A 23602-nucleotide genomic window follows, 5' to 3' on the forward strand; every position below is an offset into this window, starting at 1 on the left:
CCGGTCGGAGCGCACGTGATGATGACTGGCCTGGACATCGGAACGCACCTCACCGTGCCAGCGCGCGGTAGGCATCGAGGACGAGGCCGTGGAAGTGGTGCACCCCGTGCTCGGAGAGCCCCGGCGCCCGCTCGGCGTCGTAGACGATCCGGCCCTGGTCGAAGGCGGGCGTGCCCATGCCGCGCTGGACGCTCTCGACCAGGCCGATGTCCTGCACCTGGAGCACGTCGTCGATGTACTTGACCGATTGCTGCTCCGCCTCGTTCAGCTCCGGGCTCTCCAGGAAGAAGTCCCAGGTCTCCACGGTGCGGTCGGGCCCGGCCGGGAGCACCTGGAAGACCATGAAGTTGCCCCGCCCGGGGTAGCGCAGCAGGCAGGTGTTGGGCCACAGCCACCACACCGCGTGCTCCTTGACGGTCGCGCCGGACACGTCGTACGCGATGTTCGCCGAGGTGCCCGCGTCCGCGAAGTGGCTCGACCAGATGCCATGGGTCCGCACGTCGTAGGTGTTCATGTCCACCAGCGACACGAACTCCCGGTGTGCGACGTGGCAGTGGTAGCACTCCAGGAAGTTGTCGATGACGTTCTTCCAGTTGGTCCTGACGTCGTAGTGCAGGCGCTTGGCGTGGGTGAGCCCGGCGATGTCCGGTGCCCGCTCGGTGATCTCGGCGGCGAGGTCGGGAGCCTGTTCCGCCAGGGGCCGGGCGGCCGGGTCGAGGTTGACGTAGACGAAGCCGCAGAACTCCTCGACCTGGATCCGGTCGAGGCAGATCCGAGACCTGTCGAAGGTGTCCATCCGGTCCGTCTGCCGCGCCCTCACCAGGGCACTGCTCAGGCCGTACGTCCACGCGTGGTACGGGCACACGATGGTGCGGGTCGTCCCCTCGCCCGACAGGAGCTCGTGCGCCCGGTGCTTGCAGACGTTGTAGAAGGCGCGCAGCCCCTGCGACCGGTCGCGGATTGGACGATCGTTCAAGACCTGACTGGACGATCGTTCAATGCGGACGGTCCGGTGCGGCAGCGACTAGTCTCATGCGGGTGAGCGACACGACCGCGGAGCAGGAGAAGAAGGCCGGCCGGGAGGAGCAGATCCTGGATGCCGTCCTCACCCTCTTGTCGCAACAGGGGATCTCGGGCGTCAGCATGGGCGCGGTGTCGCGGCAGGCGGGCGTCTCGCTGGGCCTGGTCAACTACTACTACGACGACAAGGACACGCTCATCTGCGCGGCCCTGCGCCGCATCGAGAGGCAGGACATGGCCATGGTCGCGGGCGACCCGGCCAAGACCCCGGAGGAGAACCTCCGGGCGGTCCTCCGCCGTGTCGCCCGCGCCGAGTTCCTGACCACGGAGTACCTCTCCCTGCGCCTTCAGCTGTGGTCGCTCGCCCAGGCCCACCCGGTGTTCGGGGAGATCAACACGACGGCCCAGAAGCGCTACCGCAGGGCCCTGGCGACGCTGATCCGTGCCGCCCGTCCCGAGCTGTCCCGGGCCGAGGCGAACAAGCGGGCCGCCGACATCGACATCGTCCGGAACGGCATGTGGCTCACTGCCCTGCTCGGCCTCGACCGCGCTTCGATCCGCCGGAGCGTCACCCGATGCGAAGAGATCGCCTTCGCGTGAGTGGAACCTTCGAGTCATCGCGTGAATCGAAGGTTAAATCCAGGCGAACCCCGTAGGCGAGGTAGTGGCGATCCAGTCAGAGCGGGGAATTCGCGGTTGCACGTAAGTCATGGATATAAACGGCAACTGCCCACAAAGCCGTCCTGTCCCCCGATGGCGTTGCGCATTTGTTGGATGCCGATTCGCTGAGTGTTGAAAAGTGTGGGGATTTTTTGGGTTGTCCGTGACGCGCGGCACAGGTGCGGCGGGTGACCCGACGGTCGGGCATATGCCCGCGATTGTGCTGCCTGGCGTGATCCCGCGGCGTTGGCGTTGCGGGCGCTTTACCCTTCAAGTGCTCGTTTGCTGTTCACTCGTCGCTGTTTCTGGGCATAGTCGATCGAAGGGGTAGTTGTGCCTATAGCTGTTAACGACGTGGAAACATTTCATAGGGCACTGCTCATGCAATCCGGCATCAGTATGGCTGTGGTTGATGCGGAGGAGGGAATTCTGTGGGCGAGCCCCAGTTTCCTTCACTATTTCTCGGGAACGAGGGGGAAGGTCGTCGGGGAGCGTCTCTCCGACGGCTTTCATCCGGGAGAGCAGGAGCGTTTGGGTTATTTGTTGACCGAAGTCCTGGAGGGGCGGCGGATCCGCTTCACCGAGGAAGTCACCATGGTCCGGGGGAGTGGGGGATGTGTTGTCGGAAATCTGGTGGGTGTGGCCGTGGGCGGATTTGAGGGAGGCCCAGGTCTGCTCGCTTTATGGCAGCCGGACCGCAGCTTGGCGGAGAGCGTGAGCGACCGGGGCAAGAAGGCCACGGTGAGCGAGATGGGGCGCAGGGTTCTCGAGGGTGTGGCGCGTGGTCTGTCCACCGCCAAACTGGCATCCCAGCTCTACATGAGCAAGAACGGCATCTCGTACCACCTGGGCGAACTGATGAGAGAATTCCAGGCCGACAACCGGACCGAGTTGGTCTCCAGGGCCTATTCGGTTGGCCTGCTCAAGGTCGGAACGTGGCCGCCGGCCACCTGACAGGATATTTCTCCGGCTCGAGGGGTGATGTGTTCCGTGTCCATGTCCATGACGTACCACAGTCTTCCGGGGTCCGATGCTCCGGTCCGGCTGATCGCTTTCCATCATGCCGGGGGGTCGGCCTCCTCGTTTCTGCCGGTGGTGAAGGACCTTCCGGACGGCTGTGGCGGATTCCTCTTTGAGCTCGGTGGTCGGTTCGGTGAGTCGGAAAGTGCGCCGGCCGCCGATTTTCATGCGGCGTATGAGCGTTTTCTTCCCGACTTTCTCCGCCTGGTCGACCGGCCGACCGTGGTGATCGGGCACAGCCTCGGCGCCCTGTTCGCGCACAATCTTGTCGCGGCGCTTTCGCCCGACCGGGCGGCACTGGTCAAGACCCTCGTGGTCTCAGCGTCCAAGGGGCCGCTGGTGGCCGCCGGAGAGGCTTCGATGCCCGCCGCTCCGTTCCTTGTGCGGTCCGCCTCCAGCGTCATGGAGGATCTGCGGACGTTCGGCGGCACCGCCCCGGAGTTCCTGGAGGATCCGGATTTCATGGAGGCCGCCGTCAGTCAGCTCGGGCATGATCTGCACCTGGCCGATACCTACGCCCCGCCGCCCGGTCCACCGCCCAACGTCCCGCACCTGGTCTGGTACGGGCTGGACGACTTCACCCTGGCCGAGGCGGACCGGCTGGCCTGGTCGGAGTCGTGTGCTGGGGCACCGGACCACGAGGGTTTCCCCGGTGGTCACTTCTATCTCTTCGACAGGCCGGAACCGGCCGTCCGACTTCGGGAGCTGACCGGCGGGCTGGCTGCGGAGGGTTTCCGTTGATCGGATATTTGGTAGGTTCCGAAGATCTTCGATCCATTACAGAGAGGGGACGCTGAGTGACTGGGACCACCGGCGGGCAGCCGCTGACGCCCTGGCTGTTCACCCCCGGAACGTCGTCGTTCACGGAGTTCATCGCGAGGTACGAACCGGACCTGATGCCTGGCAGCGGGCAGCGTGCCGCCGGAACCCCGAGACTGACGGAGGATCAGATCCCGCACGGCACCACCGTGCTGGCCCTCACGTACGCGGACGGCGTGATGATGGCCGGTGACCGGCGCGCGACGATGGGAAATCTCATCGCCCAGCGCGATCTGGAGAAGGTGTACCCCGCGGACGAACACACGGCGGTGGCATTCGCCGGAACCGTGGGGATCGCGCTGGACATGGTGAAGCTGTACCAGGTCGAGCTGGCCCACTTCGAAAAGGTCGAGGGCACGGCGATGACCCTGGACGGCAAGGCGAACCGGCTGGCCACCATGATCCGGAATCATCTCGGCCAGGCCATGCAGGGGCTCACCGTGATACCCATCATCGCCGGGTACGACCTGCGTGCCCCGGAGGGCAAGGAAGGCCGGATCTTCAGCTATGACGTGACCGGCGGACCGTACGAGATGCAGGACTTCTACAGCGTGGGGTCCGGTTCTCCCTATGCCCGGGGAGCGTTGAAGAAGCTCTACCGGCCTGGGCTCTCGCACCGGGAAGCCGCGCTGGCCGCGCTCCAGGCGCTGTACGACGCGGCGGACGACGACTCGGCGACCGGCGGCCCGGACATCTCCCGGCGGATCTTCCCGATCGTCGCGTCGATCACCGAGGAAGGCTACGAGCGGATGGACGCGGCGGAGACCGAGGAACTGAGCCGTCTGGTGGTGGAGCAGCGGATGCGCCAGCCGGAGGGGCCCACTGTCACCTTGTGACCGGCGGCCTTCCGTCACACCGTCCCGGAGGGGCGGGCCCGAATCGGGCCCGCCCCTCCGGCTTTTCCGCGTGCGGGTATTTCCCTTCCCGTCTCGCTCCTAAACGCTCGGAGTGTGCATAGGTGGACATGAACTTCGCGGAAATCTCCGCGTAGGGTCCTGCGTGAATGGAGCAGGGAATGAGCGGCAGCGGTCGGTGAATTGTTTCGCCGGTGAGAATTCCCTGGATTCCTGACCGCTTGACCAGGGAGGCTCGTACATGCCGGTGCCGGTGAGATACCAGGAGAAAGGCCGGGCGGCGGTGGTGGCGGGTGTCGGCGGATGGGTGCCTCCGGACGTTGTCACCAATGACGATCTGTCCGCCCGCCTCGACACATCGGACGAGTGGATCCGCACCCGTACCGGTATCAGCGCCCGGCACGTGATTTCCCCCGGTATGGCCACTTCGGATCTCGCGTTCGAGGCGGGCCGGAGGGCGCTGGAATCCGCGGGCGATCCGGACATCGGGGCGGTCGTGCTCGCCACGACCACTCCCGACCGGCCCTGTCCGGCCACCGCGCCGGACGTGGCGGCCCGTCTCGGGCTGGTGGGAGTGCCGGCCTTCGACATCTCGGCGGTGTGCGCGGGCTTTCTCTACGGCCTGGCGACAGGGGCGGGGCTGATCGCCTCAGGGGCGGCGCGGCAGGTTCTGCTGATCGGGGCGGACGCCTTCACCACCATCGTCGACCCGAAGGACCGTTCCACGGCGGTGATCTTCGCGGACGGGGCGGGCGCCCTGGTGCTGCGAGCGGGCCGGGCCGACGAGCCCGGTGCGGTGGGTCCCGTGGTCCTCGGCAGCGACGGCAGGTTCGCCCACCTCATCCAGGTGCCGGCCGGCGGGTCACGCCAGCGCTCCCGGAGCCGGTCCGGCGGCCCGGGCGAAGAGTTCTTCCAGATGGAGGGGCGTCACACGTTCCGGCAGGCCGTGGAGCAGATGTCGGCGGCATCGCGGCACGCGGTCGAGGCCGCCGACTGGCGTCTGGAGGACGTCGACCGGTTCGCCGCCCACCAGGCCAACGCCCGGATCCTCAAGACCGTCGCGGACGAGCTGGCCATACCGGCCGGGCACCGGCTGTCGAACATCTCCCAGGTCGGTAACACCGGTGCCGCCTCCATCCCGCTGCTGCTCGCCCAGGCGGCTGAGGACGGCAGCCTCGCCGAGGGGCACCGGACCTTGCTCACCGCGTTCGGCGGCGGACTCTCGTGGGGCGCGGCCACGCTCACCTGGCCTGGGCTGCCCGCTGCCTGACGCCAACCACCCCCTACACAGAAGGAATGGGGCTGTCCCATGTTCGAGACGCTCAAAGACGTACTGGTCGGCAAACTCGCAGCGGTCCCCGAGAAGATCACCCCGGAGGCCACCGTCGAGGAGGCCGAGCTGGATTCGCTGTCCATCGTCGAACTCTCGATCATCCTGGAGAAGGATTTCGCCATCACGATCACTGACGACGAGCTGCTGGCCGCTCCCACGATCGGCGACATGGCGAAGCTGGTGGAGGAGAAGAACGCGGCGGTCTGACGCTCGCCCGCTCCACCGGTGCCGTTTGGTCGGCCGAATGGTGAAGAAAGCTTAGCGGAACCCCGCGTTCCCCTCCTGTCTCGTTCTAAACGCCAGGAGTGTGCATAGGTGGACACGAAGTGCTCGAAAATCTCTGAGTAGGGTCATGTGCAATTGGCCTGGAAGTAGGCGTCATCCACGTAGGCGGGGTCCGGAGTGAGTGACAGTAATACGGTTAACCTATTTCATCGGCACGGGTTTCCAAGCTTCTTGGAGGGAATCTATCAAGGCCGGTTCGATTGGGGCATGATAAGCGATTTCGTGGCACAGGATTCCGCTGACGAAAAGGCGGGAGACGTGGCGGTGGAACGCCTGACGGATATCCTGAAGAACCGGGTGAACCCCACCGCCGTCGACGTCACCCGGGAGCTCCCGGAAGGGCTGCTCGAGGAGCTGCGCCGCAATGGATTCCTGAATCTCCAGGACTCCCCGGACATCGACGGCCTGGGGCTGTCGAGCTACAACACCTTCCGGGTCGTCCAGGCGGCGGCGAGCTGGTCGGTGCCGGTCGCGCTGGTCCTCGGGATCCAGACGGCCGTCGGCTCCGGAACATACCTGCGGGCGCTGCCGCCCGGCGAGCTGTCCTCCTACGTCGAACAGCGGCTGTGGGACGGCGTCATCTCCGGCTCCGCCGACACGGAGCCCACTGGAGCCTCGAACAGCGCCCGGCAGACCCGCGCCGTCCGCACCGACGACGGAGAAGCGTTCCTTCTGACCGGCGAGAAGATCCACATCGGCAACGGCCCCATCGCGGACGTCGTGACCGTCTCGGCGATGCTGGACGAGGACGGGCAAGACCGGCCCCGGCTGTTCTTCGTGGAGACCTCCGACCCGGGGTTCAGCGTCCGTTCCCGCCACGAGTTCATGGGAGTCAAGGGCTTCCCCAACGCGGCACTGGTGCTGGACGGCGTCCGGGTGCCACGCGAACGCATGATCGTCGAGGTCGACCCGGACACCGAGGTACGCATCACGCCGGAACTCACCATGGCCGTGGTCCGGGGCCGGCTGCATTTGATCACCGCCCCTGCCCTCGCCATCTCCAAACTCTGCCTGGAATGGTCCCGGAACTTCCTCAACCGGCGCACGGTCGACGGCCGCCCGCTGGGCGCCCGGGAGGAAATCCAGCACATGGTCTCCGCCACCATGGCCGACGTCTTCGCCATCCAGGCGCTCGCCGAATGGAGTCTGCTCCCCACCGACCAGCCCGACCTCGGCCTCAACGTGGCATTCGAACAGAACGTCACCAAGGCGATCAGCGCGGAGATCTGCTGGCGGGCCGCCGACCGCACCATGGACCTGCTGGCCGGAGAAGGGTTCGAGACAGCGCCCAGCAAAGCGCGGCGGGGCACCCCTGCCCTTCCCCTGGAACGTTTCTACCGGGACGCCAGAAACCTCCGGATCTCCGGGGGAGTGTCGTTCCTGCTCCAGTTCTGGGCCGCCCGCATGAGCCAGTTCACGTATTACGGACCGGACCGTGCCGGACAACCGGCCGCCCCCTCACAGGACGCACGACAACCGCGCACCGAAGGACTCGACCCGTCGAACGCGGACCACCTGCGATTCGCCGCGGCCGAGACCCGGCGACTCGGCGCCGCCTGCGAGAAGTTCGCCGCCGACCATCCCGCGCCCGGACTGTACGAACACCAGCACCGCCTCATCGCGTTCAGCCAGATCGCCGACGAAATCCTGACCATGTCCGTCGTCCTGGCCAAGGCGGCACGCCTCCACCGCGAGGGCCGCACCGAGGCCCAGGACCTCGCGGCCGTCCACTGCGCACACGCCAGGGACCGCCTCGCCGGACTGTGGCGGCAGGCCGAGCCCGAGACGGCCGGACCCGATCACGCCGCCGTGAGCGACGCCTGGCTCAGCGGCGGCGACACGTACGCCTCCCTGCTCACCGGCGTGATCACCGATATACCGCCCACCGCCGACACCCACCCGGGGGAGGAGCGATGACGAAGGAAACCCACGACCACCGGCTTCCGCTCTCCGTCGACCAGCAGGCCGTCTGGGTGCACTGGCAGGTCGACCCGGACCGCTCCAGCCACATCCTCCACCTGCCGATGCTGGTCGACGAGGGCGAGCTGGACCTCCAGCGGGTCCACGCGGCGGCGACGTCGCTCGGGCAACGCTTCCCGATGCTGCGCGGCAGGGTCGTGGAGAGCGGGAACGAGACCGAACTGCGCTGGGACGACGCCCCCGCCATCCCGGTCACCGAAGTACGGACGGACAGCCCGCGGGCCGAGCTGGTCAGCCGCCACGGCGCCGCCCGATTCGACCTGCGCCAGGGGCCGCTGGCCCAGATCCAGCTGGTGCACGGACCCGACTACGTGGTCCTGCTGATCGACGTTCACCACATCGTCTTCGACGGCGGCGCCTGCGGCCCGTTCCTCGCCGCTTTCCGGGACGCCTACGCCGGGAAGGACCTCGGCCCGGCCGAGGACTCCACGGTCCACGCCGAGTTCGCCCGCGGGCAGCACGCGCTGACCCACGGCCCGGAGGGCGAGAAGCACCGGGAACACTGGCGCCGGACCCTGGGCGAGGACCTGCCCGCGCCGCTCCAGCTGCCGGGCGGGCCCGGCGAACCCACGCTCCACGAAGTCGCCCTGGACCCCGCACTGATCGAGGCCGCCCACAAGACGGCCGCCGCCGCCAGGGTGCACCCGATGATCCCGCTGTACGCCGCCTTCTGCCTGCTCATCCGGGCCCGCACCGGCCAGGAGGACCTGATCGTCCCCACGCCGTACCACGGCAGGACCCGGGAACTGCGCGACCGCGTCGGCTACTTCTCCAACGTACTGCCGCTGCGGCACCGGCTGCCCACCGGCATCAGCCACCGTCAGGTCCTGCGGGACCTCCACGGCAATCTGCGCGACGCCGTCCGGCACGGCAGCCTGCCCTACCCCGCTCTGCTGCGCGCCGCCGGGCTCACCGGGCAGCAAGCCCGCACCCATGCAGGCCAGGTCATCTTCCAGTACTGGCCCACTCCGCCGCGGGACGAGATCGATCTGACCGCGGTCCGGGTGACCGGCCCGGACGGCCACGCGGTGCTGCGCCTGCTGGCCATGGAGGATTACGCCGACCACACGCTGACCGTGATGCTGCGGGAGGACCCCCGTGGCATCAGCATGATCTGGAAGGACCCCGCGGGGGCCGTCGGACGCGCCACCGTGGAGCAGCTGGCCGCCGCCTACCCGGTGGCACTGGCCGAACTCATCGCGGACCTCGACGCCACGGTCGGTGCGACGGCCCCGGACTCCACCGCCGCCGGGGACCGGCCGTCCCCCGAGGAACTGCTGGCGCGGGAACTGGCCTGGAATGCCACCGACGCGGACTTCCCGGACGTGTCCCTGCCGGAGCTGCTGCGGGCACGCGCGACCGCCACGCCGGACGCGATCGCCGTCTCGGACGGCACACGGCGGCTGACCTACGCCGAGCTGGCCGACCGCGCCGCCACCCTCGCCCGGGGGCTCGCCGCCCGGGGCGTGCGCCCCGGCGATCTGGTGGGGCTGCTGCTGCCGCGCGGCATCGCACAGGTGGAAGCGGTACTCGGCACCCTGTTCGCCGGAGCGGTGTACGTACCGCTGGACGTGGCGGTGCCCGCGGAACGCCATCAGCTGATCCTCGAGGACAGCGCCGCGGTCTGCCTGGTCACCGACGGGCGCCGGGGCGTCGCGGGCTTCACCGGCACGGTGCTCGCGCTGGACGGGCTACGGGACGCGCCGGACGGGGAACTCCCGGAGACCGACCCCGGCTCACCCGCATACGTGATCTTCACCTCCGGTACGACCGGGCGCCCCAAGGGCGTGGTGATCACCCACCGCAATGTGGTGCGGCTGGTGGTCAACGACCGGCTGCCCTACGACTTCGGCCCCGGCGATGTGTGGACGATGTTCCACTCCTACGCCTTCGACGTCTCCGTCTGGGAGATGTTCGGCTGCCTCGCACACGGCGGACGACTGGTGGTGGTCGGCAGCGACGACGCCCAGGACCCGCAGCGCCTCCTGACCCTGCTGCGCACCGAGAACGTCACCGTACTCAGCCAGACCCCCAGCGCCTTCGCCCAGCTCACCGCCGTGCACGGGACGGGGCAGGCGCCGCTGGACTCCCTGCGTTACGTGATCTTCGCGGGCGAGAAACTCGATCCCGGCTCCCTCGCCGGCTTCGCGGCCCGCCACCCGCGCACGACCCTGGTCAACATGTACGGGATCACCGAGGTCACCGTCCACACCACCTTCCGCGAGGTCACCGACCGGGACATCGAGACCGGCCGCAGCAACGTCGGCGTCCCCCTGCCGACGACCAGCCTCTTCATCCTCGGCCCCGACCGGGAGCCGCTCGCGGCCGGCGAGACGGGAGAGATCTGGGTGGGCGGACTCGGCATCGCCGACGGATACCTGGGCCGGCCCGAGCTGACCGCGCAGCGCTTCCTCCCCAACCCGTTCGGCGAGGGAACCCTGTACCGCAGCGGTGACCTGGCCCGCCGCCTGCCGGACGGCACCGTCGAGTACGTCGGACGGGCCGACCAGCAGGTCAAGATACGCGGCTACCGGATCGAACCCGGAGAGATCGAGGCCCGGCTGCTCGACCATCCGGCGGTCGAAGGCGCCGTCGTCCTGCCCGAACCCGGGCCCGGCGGCGACCAGCAACTCGTCGCGTACCTGGTGCCGCACGGCAGCCCGCCCACCACCGCGACCCTCCGCGGCCACCTCGCGGTGCGCCTCCCGGACTACATGCTCCCGGCACGGTTCCGCACCGTGGACAGCCTCCCCCTGACGGTCAACGGGAAGATCGACACCAAGCGGCTGCGCGAGGCCGGAACGCCGCTGGAGACCGGCCAGGACACCGACCCGCCGCGCACCGCGACGGCCCGTGCGGTGGCCGAGGTCTGGTCGGACCTGCTGAACGTCCGCGGCCCGGGCGCCGACCAGTCCTTCTTCGAACTCGGCGGCCACTCCCTGCTCGCCGCCCGGACGCTGCGGGAGACCGCCAAGCGGCTCGGCGGGGACGTACCGCCGCTGCGGATGCTCTTCGAGCACCCGGTGCTCCAGGACTTCGCCGACGCCTTCGACCGGCTCGTGGGCGGACCGCCGTCCGCACCGGCGCCCCCGCCGGTCGCGTCCGGGGGACCGCTGCCCGCCTCCGGCTTCCAGCAGCGGATCTGGTTCGACGAACAGCTCCTCGAAGGCGGAGGCGAAGGCGAGGGCCAAGGACGGGGCCTCTACCAGGTGCCGATGGTGTGGCGGGTCCGAGGCCGCCTCGACCCGGCCGTCCTGCGCGTGGCGATGCACCGGATGACCGAGCGCAACGAGATCCTGAGGACCGCCTTCGTCCAGCGTGACGGCACCCTGTGGCAGGAACCCGGTGCCGCATGGCAGCCGGAGGTCGTCCACCAGGACCTGACCGCGATCGCCGGGCACGACCGGGACCGCGAGGTGACGAAGCGGCTGCGGGCCGCCGCCCGGGAACCCGTCGACCCGGGCTCCGGCAGGCTCCTGCGCGTCACCCTGCTGGACCTGCCGGGTGACGAACAGCTCCTCCTGCTCAACACCCACCATCTGGTCTGGGACGGCGGCTCCGCCCAGCCCTTCCTGCGCGAACTCGCCGACTGCTACGCCCAGTCGCTCGACCCCGGCGGGCCGCCGCCCGCGCCGCGCCCGCAGTACCGGGACGCGCTGGGCCGCCCGGCCGACCCCGCGGGCCTCGGCCACTGGGCCGACCGACTGGACGGCGCCCCCGCCCACCCCGGTTTCGAACCGCCCCCCGCCCCCGGGCCGAACGGCCTGACCCCCGTGCCCATGCCCCCTGAACTTCCGCAGCATCTTGCGGAATTGGGGAGGCGGCACGGGGTGAGCCCGGCCATGGTCTTCGCGGCCGCGCTCGCCGCCGCACTGCACGGCTGGACCGGCCAGGACGACGTGACCTTCGGAACACCGGTCGCCGGACGGCTGCACGAGGAGTACGCGGACGTCATCGGGCCGCTGCTGAACACCGCCGTACTGCGGTCCACGACCCGGCAGGGCGAGACCGTCGGCGAACTCCTCGGCCGGCTGCGGGACACCGTCCTCGACGCGATCGACCACCAGGAGGTCCCGTTCGAGGACGTGGTGGAGCGCCTCAACCCGCCGCGCCGCCCCGGCTGGAGCCCGTACGTCGAGGTCATGCTCGTGGTGGAGGCGGAGCCGGTGGCCCCGGTGCCGGTGGGTCCCGGCCAGGTGACCCCGTACGCCTTCGAGGACCCGGAGGCGGACCATCTCGCGAAGTTCGCCCTGACCGTGACCTTCCACGAGGACGACGGACGGTTCACCGGAAACATCGCCCACCGGGGCGACCGTATCCCCGCCGAAGCCTCCCGGGCCTTCGCCGGGCTGCTGGGCCGGACGCTGGAGGCACTCTGCGGCCCGCCGTCACAGCGCGTCGACGCGGTCCCGCTGACCGGCCCCGACGAGCACCGGCGGATCATCACGTTCGAGGAGGGCGCACCGGCCGCGCCGCCCACCACACTGCCCGCGCTGCTCGCCGAACGGATCTCCGAGCGGCCCGGCGCACCGGCCGTCGAATCCTCCCGGGGCGTGCTCAGCTACGGCGAACTGCACACCCGCGCCCTGCGGTTGTCCGCCCGCGTCCGGACCGCAGTCGAGGGACGCGAGCCGATCGTGGCCATCGTCCTGGGCCGCGGCGAGGACCTGGTGACGGCCATGCTCGCCACCTGGTACGCCGGGTGCGCGTTCTGCCCGATCGACCCGGACTACCCGGACGAACGCATCCGGCTGACCCTTCAGGACGTCGCGGCCGGTGCCGTCATCACGGGCCCTGACCGGCGCCCCGACACCGGGCGTGTCCCGGTCCTGGATGTCGGCGACCCGTCCGCGTACGAGAAGGACACCGCGGCGCCCGAGCCGCACACCCCCGCCCCCGACGCGCCCGCCTACGTGCTCTACACCTCGGGGACGACCGGACGGCCCAAGGGCGCGGTACTCAACCACCACGGCCTGGCCCAGCTCGCCCTGTGGCACGCCGAGGCGTACGACGTGACGCCCGCGGACCGGGCGAGCCATCTGTCCAGCGTGGGCTTCGACGCCACCCAGTGGGAGATCTGGCCCTATCTGGCCGCCGGAGCCTGTGTGGTGGCCCACGAGAAGCGCGTGGTGGTGCCCGAGCTGGCACCGTGGCTCGCCGAGCGGCGGATCACCATGACCTATCTGTCCACTCCGGTCGCCGAGGCGGTCTGGGGCACCGGAGCGGACCTTCCCGCACTGCGCTGGATGCTGTTCGCCGCCGCGGCCCAGACCCGGCGCCCGCCCGACGGACTCGGCTACCGGGTCGCCAACAACTACGGGCCCACCGAAGGCAGTGTGGTCGCCACCTGGCAGCCCGGCCCGACGCCCGAGGACGCGCCGCTGAACATCGTCGGCCGCCCGATCACCGGCAAGTCGGTGTACGTCGTGGACCCGGCCGGGCGCCGCTGCCCGCCCGGAGTGATCGGCGAGCTGCTCATCGGCGGGGTCGGCATCGCCCTGGAGTACCGGGGCAACCCGGAGCTGACCCGGGAGCGGTTCCTGCCGGCCGGCCCCGACGGGGCCCCGGGCCCCGTCTACCGGACCGGTGACCGGGCCCGCTGGCGCGAGGACGGAACACTGGAGTTCCTCGGCCGCATGGACCGTCAGCTCAAGGTGCGCGGTCACCGGATCGAACCCCAGGAGGTCGAGGCGGGACTGCTCGCCGACCCCCTGGTGCAGCGCGCCTACGTCTCGGGCGACGCGACGACCCTGGTCGCCCATGTGGTGCCCGCCGCCCCGGGCGGCCGGGACAGCCGGCGTGTCCTGGACGGGCTCGGCGCCCGCGTACCGGCCCATCTGGTGCCCGATGCCCTGATGTGGCTCGACGAACTGCCCACGACCGCGCACGGGAAGGTCGACGTGGCCCGGCTGCCCCGGCCCGGCCGTGACGACCTGGCGGGCGCGCGGAACTGGGTGGAGCCATCTGACCGCCTGGAACGGCGGATCGCCGCCGTCTGGGCGGCCGTGCTGGACATCGAACGGGTCGGGGCCGCGGACAACTTCTTCGACCTGGGCGGCAACTCCCTGAAGCTGGCCACCCTGCACGACCGTCTGCAGAAGGAACTGGACCGGGAGATCCCCGTACACCGGCTCTTCGAATTCCCGACGGTACGTCAGCTGGCCCGCTTCCTCGCACCCGCAAGCGACGGCGCGGCAGCGTCCCCGCCGGCCGCCCGTGACGACATCGCCGCACGGGCCGCCCGCTGGCGATCCCCCGAGCCGCGGCAGTCGCCCGCCGTCCACGGAACTCCCCGGAGGAACCGCAACTCATGACGACGCATCAGCAGATCGCGGTCACCGGCATGGCCGCGCGCATGCCCGGGTCCACGGACATCCCCGGTTTCTGGGCGGATCTCAGGGCGGGCCGGGAAGGACTGACCCGGTTCACCGCGGAGCAGTCCCTCGCGGCCGGGGTGGACCCCGAGCTGAGCCGGCACCCCGACTACATCCCCGTGCGCGGCACCATCGACGGCGGTGACCGGTTCGACCACTCCTTCTTCGGCTACACCCCGGCCGAGGCCGCCACCATCGATCCGCAGCAGCGCGTGTTCCTGGAAGTGGCGTCCACCGCCCTCGACGACGCCGGTATCGACCCGGTCCGGCTGAACGGCTGGATCGGTGTCTACGCCGGAAGCGACATCACCCCTGACCAGGCGTCCGGCGACGGGGAACTGCTGAGCCGGGTGATCGGGGTGGAGAAGGACTTCGTCGCCACCAGGGTCGCCTACAAGCTGGGGCTGCGCGGCCCCGCGATGGCGGTGCAGACCGCCTGCTCCACCTCCCTGGTCGCCATCCACCAGGCGTGCAACAGCCTCCTGTCGCAGGACTGCGACGTGGCCCTGGCCGGGGGAGTGTCGCTGCGGCTGCCCCAGTGGACGGGCTACCAGTACAGCGAGGGCCACATCATGTCCCCGGACGGGCACTGCCGTCCCTTCGACGCCGACGGCTGCGGCACCGTGCCGAGCAGCGGGGCCGGGGTGGTCGTACTGCGCCGCCTGGAGGACGCGCTGGCGGACGGGGACCGGGTCCTCGCGGTGATCCGCGGCTGGGCGCTCAACAACGACGGCGGGGCCAAGGTCGGCTACACGGCACCGTCGGTCACCGGGCAGCGGGACGTCATCCGGCTGGCCCTGGGCCGGGCGGGGGTCGACCCCGCCGACGTCGGCTGCGTCGAGGCGCACGGCACCGCGACCAGGGTCGGCGACCCGATCGAGGTGGCGGCACTCACCTCGGCCTTCCGGGCAAGCACCGACCGCGCGGGCACCACCTGGCTGGGCGCGGTGAAGAGCAACATCGGCCACACCGGCGCGGCCGCCGGGGTCGCCGGACTGATCAAGACCGTGCTCCAGCTCCGCCACCGGGAGATCGCCCCGACGGTGCACTACCGGTCGCCCAACCCGGACCTGAACCTGTCGGAGAGCCCCTTCCGGATCGCCACCGAGGTACAGCCGTGGGACACCGAGGGGCCGTTGCTCGCCGGTGTCAGCTCCTTCGGCATCGGCGGCACCAACGCCCATGTGGTCCTGGAGAGCGCGCCACGCTCCGTCCGGCCCGCGCAGTCCGTCCGGCCCCGGATCTTCCCGCTGTCCGCGAACAGCCCCTGGGCGCTGGAGAAACTGCGTACCTCGGTCGCCGACGTGATCGCCGCGCCCGCCCCCGCGTCGTCCACCGTGTCCGGTACCGGCTCCTCCGGGGACGGCCTCGGCGACGTGGCCTTCACCCTGGCCGAAGGGCGGCGCAGGCTGCCCCACCGCACGACGGTCGTCGCCGCCGACCGGGACGCACTCGCCGCCGCCTTGCGCACACCCCCGCGCGAGCCGGTCCGGTACGACGGCACCACCCCCGCCGTCTCCTTCGTCTTCCCCGGCCACGGCACCCTCTACCAGGGCGCCGGAGCCGCCGCCCACCGGCTCCTGCCCGAATTCCGCAGGGTGTTCGACGAGGCCGCGCACATCGTCCTGGAGCGCTACGGCATCGATCTGGCGGCCCTGGTCACCGGCCGTCCCGCCCCCGTCGAGGACATCACCTTCCAGCAGCTCGCCCTGTTCACCCTCGGATACGCGCTGGGCAGTCAGCTGCGCGCCTGGGGAGTGCGGCCCGCGGCGATGATGGGCAACAGCGTCGGCGAGTACGTCGTCGCCGCCCTCGCCGGGGTCTGGAGCCTCCCGGACGCGCTGGCCCTGGTCTCCTCGCGGGGCCGGGCGATGCTGTCCGCCGCCCCCGGCCGGATGGTCGCCGTCGTACGGCAGCCGGGCAAGGACCTCCGGGTGCCGGACGGCGTCACCCTCGCCATCGACGCGCCCCACCAGCTTGTGCTGTCCGGCGAGCCGGAACCGGTGGTCAAGGCGTACGAGACCTGGGTCGCCGAGGGCTGGTCCTGCCGGCTCCTGGACATCGACCGGGCCTCGCACTCGCCGATGATGGACGGCCCCGCCGAGGAACTGCGGGCCCAGGCGGCCGCCACCCCCACGGGCACCACGGACACCGGGGACACCGTCGTCGTCTCCACCCTCACCGGCGAGCCGGTGAAACCCGGGCAGTTCACCGACCCCGGCCACTGGGCGGGCCACCTGCACGGCACCGTCCAGCTCCACCGCGCCATCGGCACGCTCCTGGACACTCCCAGCGACCTCGTCGTCGAACTCGGTCCCGGGCAGAGCACGCTGCGCGCCGTACGGATGCACCCCGGCTGGGACACCGCCACCCCGGCCGTCCCGGCCCTGGGAAGGGCCGCCGACCAGGAAACCGAAAGCGTCCTGGAACTCTGCGCCGTCCTCTGGGAGCACGGAGTCGAGGTCGACCTGGCCGGGCTGCTGGACGCGGACGAGCCCACCATCACCGAACTGCCCGCGCACCCCTACGAGCCGAAGCCGCTGCCCGCCCGGCCCGCACCCGCGGCCGGTACCGCCGTCACCCCCGAAGGCCCCGGACACCCCGGCCCCGAGCACGTGTCCCCCGCCGCGGAGTCCCACCCGGCCCTGACCACGGACGCCTGGACATCGGTCTCCAGGCGGCTGTCCGCGAACGGCGCCGCGGCGATCGGCGAAACACTCGCCGCCGAACTGGGCCTGCCGGTCACGGACGACCGGCTCACCGGGCTCACCGCGCCCGTCGTCGTCGCCGAACTGCCGGACGACGACGACTGGACCGCGCCGACCGCACTCGCCGACCGGGCCCGTACCGCCGGAGTCCATCTGCTGCTGCTGGGCAGGGGAGTGTTCGACGTCCTGGACGACAGCACGGGACCGGCCGGCATCCGGTCGGCGGCCGCCGAATGGCTCGGTCACCGGGAGGCCGCCGGGGACCGGACCACGCTCCTGGACATCGGCCCCGCAGGCCGCCCGGACTGGCTCCCCGCCCCCCGGCCGGGGGCCACCCGCTACGCCTGGCGGGGCGGCGGCTGGTGGGCCCTGCTGTCCCAGCCGGTGCCCGTCGAACCGGTGACCGACACGCCCCGGGTGGCGCTGGTCACCGACGACCCCGACGCCACCGTGCTCGCAGCGGACCTCGCCTCGGCGGGGGTCAGGGTCGAAGCCCTGCTCGGCGGTGGGCCCCTGCCCGCGCGGCCGTCCCCCGGCGCGGTCGCGGCCGCGCAGACCTGGCGGCCCGGCACCGCCAGGCTCTCCCAGCGGCCCGAGCTGACGGCCGCGGTCGACCGCTACTGCGGCGGTCTCATCGCCCGTTTCGTCCTGGACCGCGCAGGACTGCGCGTGGGGGACCGGATCGCCGGTGCCGAACTGCGCCGTCGGCTCAACGCCGGTGAACGGCTGCCCCGTTTCATGGACTTCCTGCTGCGTTCCCTCGTCGAGGAAGACATCCTGCGGCCCGAACCGGCGGGCAGCGGCCAAGACGACGGCTACCGGGTCGTCACCGGTCCGCAGGAACTGCTGGCAGCGGGCGCCGGTCTCGGCGAGGTGGACGGTCTGCACCGGCTGCTCGAGCGCATCGCCGCCGAACTGCCCGCGGTCTTCGACGGCGAGAAGGAACCGGTCGCGGTGCTCTGGCCCGACGGTGACGACAGCATGCTGCGCTCCTGGCTGCCGGACAACCGGCTGGAGATCTACGACGGCGGGTTCTGCCTGAACGCCCTCCAGGAGACGATCCGTTCGCTCCACCGGACCTGGGGCGACCGCCCGCTGCGCATCCTGGAGGTCGGCGGCGGACACGGCCTGTTCACCTGGCAGCTGCTCGAAGGCTGGCAGGACCGGGACAACGTCGACTACCACTTCACCGACATCAGCACGCTGCTGGTGCGCAGGGCCGCCAACTACGCCCGTACCAACGGCATCGGCGGCATGCGCTTCTCCACCTACGACATGACCCGCGACCCGGTGGAACAGGGACTCGCCGCGGGCAGCTTCGACCTGATCATCGCGTACAACGTCATCCATGTCGCACCCTCGGTGCACACCGCCCTGGGACACCTGCGGAACCTGCTGTCACCGGCCGGTGCGCTCTCCCTCGTGGAGGTCACCGAGGTGACGCGCTGGAGCCATCTGCTGTGGGGACTGGCGCCGGGCTGGTGGGACTTCGACGACGACATGCGGAGCACCTCGATCGTCCTGGACCGGGCGACCTGGCAGCGGGCCCTCGCGGAGTCGGGGCTGTCGGAGATCACCGTGGTCCCGGACGGCACCCCCTCGGACCATACGCTGATGATCGCGGCGCCGTCCCCCACGGCGGACCAGGACCCCGCCACGCCGCCCGCCCCCGACGCGGACCTCGTGCTGTCCGTGCTGCGCTCGCCCGACGAGCGGGCGGCACTCGACGCCACCGCCCGCTGGAAGTCGCTGCGTTCCGAGGGACCGCTCGCGGCCACCCCGGGCGTGCTGCTGAGCACCGGCCCGCTGGACGGGGCGACCCGCGCCCTGCTGGACTCCCCGGCGGACGCGGACTGGACCCATCTGCATGCCGACCGGTTCGGCTCCGCGGTGCTCGGCGAGCTGCCCCGGACCCTGGGCCAGCCCTGGCTGCCGCGCACGGTCCGGTTGCGGCCACCGGAGCTTCCGGACGCCGTCCCGGCCTCCGCCACCCCGGCCATGGCCCCGACCGACGTACCGGAAGCCCTGCGGCCCGCGCCCCCGGCCCCGGCCGACACCCCCCGCCCGGAAGAGACCCCGCCGACGGCCCCGGCTCCCGAGGCGGCGGAGCCCGCCCCGGCGGACGACGGCCCGGGCGGGACCACCGCCGCGCTGGACGAGTTGTGGCGTCACGAACTGGGTGTGCCGCAGGCCCGGCCCGAGGACGACTTCTTCGCCCTCGGGGGCGAGTCGCTCGCCGCGGTCCATCTGCTGGCCCGGGTGCGGGACGTGTGCGGGGTCCAGGTGCCGATGTCCGACTTCACCCGCAACCCGACCTACGGATACCTCGCAGGCCTGGTCGGCTCCGTACCGGGCCCGCGGCCGGAACAGCACCGGCCGCCGCACCGGACACGGCAACCGAGCGCACCGCACCGGCCGGCTCCGGCCGCCACCACAGCGTCCGGCGCACCGAACCTCATGGTGCTGAACGACACAGGACAGGGCACCCCGCTCTTCTTCTCCGCCCCGGCCGCGGGCAGTGCGCTGTGCTACCGCGGACTCGCCGAACACGTCGGCGACCGCCCCTTCTACGGTCTGGAGACCCCAGGTCTGCACGACGGACGCGCGCCGCTGAGCCGACTGCGGGACATCGCGCACCACCATGTCGAGCTGATCCGGAGCATCCAGCCGGACGGCCCCTATCTGCTCGGCGGATGGTCGTTCGGCATGATGCTCAGCCACGAGATCGCCCGTCAGATCATCGCCGACGGCGGGGAAGTCGCCCTGCTGACCGGGGTGGACGGATACCTCCCGAACACCGGCGGAATGCCCATGGTCACCCGGCCCAGCTTCCTTCTCGGCGGCCTGGTCTACAAGACCCAGGCGGTGTTCGGGCTCGGCGGCGCGCAGCCGACGACGGGCACGAACGGCTCGGAGCCGGGCGACCGGATACTCCGTATCGCGGACGTGACCCGCTGGCGCAGGCAGCGGGCCAGGACCGGACGGCACGAGAAGACGGCCACCAACTTCGTCTCCGTGCACAACCGCAGCATCGACGCGATGTTCCGCTACGTCCCCCGACCGGTCCGCTGCCCCGCCGTCATCCTCAAGGCCGGGGTGAACGAGCGCACCCGCCTGCGGCTCCACCGTGACCTGAGCAGCCTCTACACCGCCGTGGAGGTGCGATCGGTCGCCGGTGACCACTGGACCGTGATGGACCGCCGCAACGCCCCGGACCTCGCCGGACATCTCAACCGGGCCCTGCGGCAGCACGACCCCCTGACGCGGAAAGAGAACCCCTGATGGTCACGATCGACCCGAAAACCTTCAACGACGACCCCTTCCCGCTGCTGCACCGCATGCGGGAGGAAGCCCCGGTCCAGCAGGCCGAGTTCCTCGACGGCCTGGGACGGCCACGCTGGCTGATCACCCGCTACGACGAGGCACTGGCGGCGCTGAACGACCTCCGGTTCAGCAACGACCTCTTCGCCGTCATGGGCCGGCGCGAGAACCCCCGGGGGCCGGACACCGGCCTGGTGGCCGAGGCGATCGAGCGAGCCGAGGCCGTACAGGGCCGGGCGATGGCCAACCTCGACCCGCCCGACCACACCCGGCTGCGCAAGCTGGTCGTCAGGGCGTTCAGCGCCAAGCGCATGGAGGCGCTGCGGCCCATGGTCCAGGACGTCACCGACACCCTGCTGGACGCGGTGGCCGGGCAGGACGAGTTCGACCTGCTGGAGGCGCTCGCCTACCCGCTCTCGATCCGCATGGTGTGCGCCCTGCTGGGTGTCCCGGCGGACGGCGTCGAGGTGTTCCGCGGCGCGGCCGCGGTGCTCGCGGGCTTCATGGACGACGACGACTGGGCCCGTGAGACCATCCGGAATCTGGAAGCCTTCGACGGCTATCTGCGGCAACTGCTGGCCGACAAGCGCGCGGATCCCCGCGACGACATGCTCAGCGATCTCATCCACTCCACCGAGGAGGGCGGCCGGCTCTCCGAGGAGGAACTGGTCGCGATGGCCGGTCTGATGATCTTCGCCGGGCACGAGACCACGGTTCAGTTGATCATCAACGCCGTCCTCGCCCTGCACCTGAACCCTGCGCAGATGACTGCCCTGCGCGCCGACCACGGGCTGCTGTCCGCCATGACGGACGAGGTGATGCGCTACGACGGGCCGATCAACCCGGGCATCAACAGGGTCGCCCTGGAGGACATCGAGATCGGCGGGGTGACCATCCCCAAGGGCTCGTCCGTCGTCATCGCCACCGCCGCCGCCAACCGCGACCCGCGGGCATTCAGCGACCCGGACCGCTTCGACATCACCCGGTCACCCGAAGCCACCCATCTGGGCTTCGGACACGGCATCCACTACTGCCTCGGAGCCAGGCTGGCCAAGATCGAGGCGGAGTGCGCCGTCGGAACCCTGCTGCGACGCTACGCAACGGTAGCCCTCGCCACGGAACCGGAGAACCTGCGGTGGCGCCCCGGATTCCTCCGTATGGCGGAGGAGTTCCGGATCCGGGTCGTCGACGCCCCGCCCCTGTCGGCGCACGTGCCGACGGTATCCCCCCACCGAGCAGGAGAGAACGCCCATGTCTGACAGCGGCGCCGCGAGCCACACGCTGGTCGAGAACACCGAGGGCGACCTCAGCGTCTGGCCCGTGACCCGGCCGGTCCCACGGGGCTGGCGGCCGGCCGGCCATCAGGGCAGCCACACCTCCTGCCTGTCGGAGGCCGACCGGCGCGGCCGCGAACGGCCCTCCGCAGCCCTCACACCGCCGGACGGCAACGAGGGCACCCTGCTGGAACTCTTCAGCCGTACGGTGCAACGCCATCCGGCCAGGCCCGCGGTCTCCGACGGCGAGCTCACCTACACCTACACCACCCTCCACCGGCACTCGGACGGGCTCGCCCAGGCGCTCCTCGCCCGCGGCGTCCGCCCCGGCGACCACATCGCCTACCTGCTGCCCCGTGGGGTCGCCCCCTTCGTCGTCCTGCTGGCCGCCCTCAAGACCGGGGCCGCGTATGTGCCGCTGGACCCGGCGGCTCCCGACGACCGGCTGCGGCTGCTGATCGACCGCAGCGGCGCCGCTGTGGTGATCACCGACCCGGAGATGGCGGACCGGCTGGACGGTCTGGCCACGGCACGGGTCATGACGTACTCGGCGGGCGACCACGCCGATCCGAAGCCCGGACCCGCCACCGCGGCCACCCCCCGGCAGGCCGCGAGTGTGCTGTTCACCTCCGGATCCACGGGAACGCCGAAGGCGGTGCTCCTGGAACACCGCAACCTGGTCCAGTTCGCCGAGAACCCGACGCTGCCCGCGCTCACTCCGCAGGACCGGGTCGGGCATGTCTCCAACCTCGCCTTCGACGCCTTCCACTGGGAGACCTGGTGCGCCTTCGCGGCAGGCGCCGAGGTGGTGACCCTGCCCACCGTGCCGGACCTGATCAGCGGTGACATGCGGCGCGCGCTGAAGCAGCGCCGGATCACCGCCATGCTCGTACCGACGCTGGCCTTCAACCACCTGGCCCATGAACAGCCGGAGACCTTCTCCTCGCTCCGGATACTCGCCACCGGCGGCGACGTGGTGTCGCCGGGCGCGTGCCGTGACCTGCTCGCGGCGGGCTTCACCGGGCAACTGGTCAATCTGTACGGCCCCACCGAGGCGGCCACCGCCTGCTCGGCCCACCCGGTCACCGACGCGGACCACGACGGCAGCGTGCCGATCGGCCGCGCGCTGGAAGGGATCGGCCTGTACGTCCTGGACGACGACCTGGACGAGGTGGCACCGGGTTCCGCCGGGCAACTCCACATCGGGGGGCCGGGCGTGGCCCGTGGCTACCACGGCCAGCCGGGACTGACGGCGGAGCGGTTCCTGCCCGATCCCCACGGCACTCCGGGCGGCCGGCTGTACGCCACCGGGGATCTGGCGGTACGCGGCGAGGACGGGCTGCTGCGCTATGTCGGCAGGACGGACGACCAGGTCAAGGTGCGCGGCTACCGGATCGAGCCGAGGGAGGTCGAACGCCAGCTGGCCCGCCATCACCAGGTGCGTGATGTGGCCGTGGTCGTGGGCGGAGAGGGCGTCGACCGCTATCTCGCCGCACTCGTGGTGCTGTACGGCGACAGTTCCTTCGCCGACCTGCGCGAAGCGGCCGCGTCCTCGATGCCCGAGTACATGGTTCCCAGCGCCTTCATCAGCATCCCGGAGATCCCCTCCAACGACCGCGGCAAGCGGGACCTGGGACGGCTGAGCGAGATCGTGACGGAACACCAGAAGCACCGCGCCGACCGGGTGGCACCGAGTGATCCGGTGGAGATCCGGCTCGCCGACCTCTGGAAGGACCTGATCTCGGTGGACGAGGTCGGCCTCACCGACGACTTCTTCGCCCTGGGCGGCAACTCCCTCCAGGCGTTCCGGCTCCGGCGGCGGATCGTCAAGGAACTGGGGGTGGAGGTGAGCAACCGGGAAATCCTGGTGACCAGTCAGCTGGGGGCGCTTGCCGATCTGGTCCGCTCCAAAGCCGGTCCCGTGCCGTCCGAGAAGGAGGACGATCTCGTATGA

At 70.8% G+C, this 23602-nt stretch carries 12 protein-coding genes; 11 read left to right on the forward strand and 1 reads right to left on the reverse strand.

Going from position 1 to position 23602, the window contains the following annotated elements; all coding sequences use genetic code 11:
- Positions 1-49: 49 nt before the first annotated feature.
- On the reverse strand, positions 50-976 hold the full coding sequence (locus ACH4TL_RS36120; protein ID WP_398326539.1) for a ring-hydroxylating oxygenase subunit alpha: 927 nt from the start codon (positions 974-976) through the stop codon (positions 50-52).
- A 62-nt stretch (positions 977-1038) separates the two neighbouring features.
- Here ACH4TL_RS36120 and ACH4TL_RS36125 point away from each other — a divergent pair, with 62 nt between their 5' ends.
- The 11 genes from ACH4TL_RS36125 to ACH4TL_RS36175 all read left to right on the forward strand — a co-directional run bounded on the left by ACH4TL_RS36125 (position 1039) and on the right by ACH4TL_RS36175 (position 23602).
- The gene (locus ACH4TL_RS36125; protein WP_398326542.1) at positions 1039-1620 is read left to right on the forward strand and encodes a TetR/AcrR family transcriptional regulator; all 582 of its coding nucleotides are present in this window, start codon (positions 1039-1041) and stop codon (positions 1618-1620) included.
- 441 nt (positions 1621-2061) lie between these two features.
- Positions 2062-2634 carry a LuxR C-terminal-related transcriptional regulator gene (locus ACH4TL_RS36130; RefSeq protein ID WP_398326545.1) on the forward strand — a complete coding sequence of 191 codons (573 nt, stop codon included), beginning with the start codon at positions 2062-2064 and terminating at the stop codon, positions 2632-2634.
- 42 nt (positions 2635-2676) lie between these two features.
- The gene (locus ACH4TL_RS36135; RefSeq protein WP_398326548.1) at positions 2677-3441 is read left to right on the forward strand and encodes a thioesterase II family protein; all 765 of its coding nucleotides are present in this window, start codon (positions 2677-2679) and stop codon (positions 3439-3441) included.
- Positions 3442-3497: 56 nt separating this feature from the next.
- Positions 3498-4355 (forward strand): proteasome subunit beta, encoded by an 858-nt coding sequence (gene prcB / locus ACH4TL_RS36140; RefSeq protein ID WP_398326551.1) that lies wholly within the window; start codon positions 3498-3500, stop codon positions 4353-4355.
- 259 nt (positions 4356-4614) lie between these two features.
- Positions 4615-5643: a beta-ketoacyl-ACP synthase III gene (locus ACH4TL_RS36145; protein WP_398326554.1), complete on the forward strand. Its 1029-nt coding sequence runs from the start codon at positions 4615-4617 to the stop codon at positions 5641-5643.
- Between the two features lie 39 nt (positions 5644-5682).
- Complete coding sequence (locus ACH4TL_RS36150) at positions 5683-5913, forward strand: acyl carrier protein (protein ID WP_398326557.1); 231 nt, start codon at positions 5683-5685, stop codon at positions 5911-5913.
- Between the two features lie 336 nt (positions 5914-6249).
- Positions 6250-7908, forward strand: a complete 1659-nt coding sequence (locus ACH4TL_RS36155; RefSeq protein WP_398326560.1) for an acyl-CoA dehydrogenase family protein — start codon at positions 6250-6252, stop codon at positions 7906-7908.
- Positions 7905-14285, forward strand: coding sequence for an amino acid adenylation domain-containing protein (locus tag ACH4TL_RS36160; RefSeq protein ID WP_398326563.1), 6381 nt, complete (start codon positions 7905-7907; stop codon positions 14283-14285). Before ACH4TL_RS36155 ends, ACH4TL_RS36160 begins: the two co-directional genes overlap by 4 nt.
- Entirely contained in the window at positions 14282-20335 is a 6054-nt protein-coding gene (locus tag ACH4TL_RS36165) for a type I polyketide synthase (protein ID WP_398326566.1), read from the forward strand. Before ACH4TL_RS36160 ends, ACH4TL_RS36165 begins: the two co-directional genes overlap by 4 nt.
- Positions 20335-21633 (forward strand): cytochrome P450, encoded by a 1299-nt coding sequence (locus ACH4TL_RS36170; RefSeq protein ID WP_398326569.1) that lies wholly within the window; start codon positions 20335-20337, stop codon positions 21631-21633. Before ACH4TL_RS36165 ends, ACH4TL_RS36170 begins: the two co-directional genes overlap by 1 nt.
- Positions 21626-23602 (forward strand): amino acid adenylation domain-containing protein, encoded by a 1977-nt coding sequence (locus ACH4TL_RS36175; RefSeq protein ID WP_398326572.1) that lies wholly within the window; start codon positions 21626-21628, stop codon positions 23600-23602. Before ACH4TL_RS36170 ends, ACH4TL_RS36175 begins: the two co-directional genes overlap by 8 nt.

This window comes from Streptomyces sp. NPDC021115 (genome assembly GCF_044333065.1).
Lineage (GTDB): Bacteria > Actinomycetota > Actinomycetes > Streptomycetales > Streptomycetaceae > Streptomyces.

Coding starts and splice junctions, on each gene's coding strand:
- ACH4TL_RS36130 (WP_398326545.1), top strand. CDS start 2,062: ATGCAATCCGGCATCAGTATGGCTGTGGTTGATGCGGAGGAGGGAATT.
- ACH4TL_RS36135 (WP_398326548.1), top strand. CDS start 2,677: ATGTCCATGACGTACCACAGTCTTCCGGGGTCCGATGCTCCGGTCCGG.
- ACH4TL_RS36145 (WP_398326554.1), top strand. CDS start 4,615: ATGCCGGTGCCGGTGAGATACCAGGAGAAAGGCCGGGCGGCGGTGGTG.
- ACH4TL_RS36150 (WP_398326557.1), top strand. CDS start 5,683: ATGTTCGAGACGCTCAAAGACGTACTGGTCGGCAAACTCGCAGCGGTC.
- ACH4TL_RS36160 (WP_398326563.1), top strand. CDS start 7,905: ATGACGAAGGAAACCCACGACCACCGGCTTCCGCTCTCCGTCGACCAG.
- ACH4TL_RS36165 (WP_398326566.1), top strand. CDS start 14,282: ATGACGACGCATCAGCAGATCGCGGTCACCGGCATGGCCGCGCGCATG.
- ACH4TL_RS36170 (WP_398326569.1), top strand. CDS start 20,335: ATGGTCACGATCGACCCGAAAACCTTCAACGACGACCCCTTCCCGCTG.
- ACH4TL_RS36175 (WP_398326572.1), top strand. CDS start 21,626: ATGTCTGACAGCGGCGCCGCGAGCCACACGCTGGTCGAGAACACCGAG.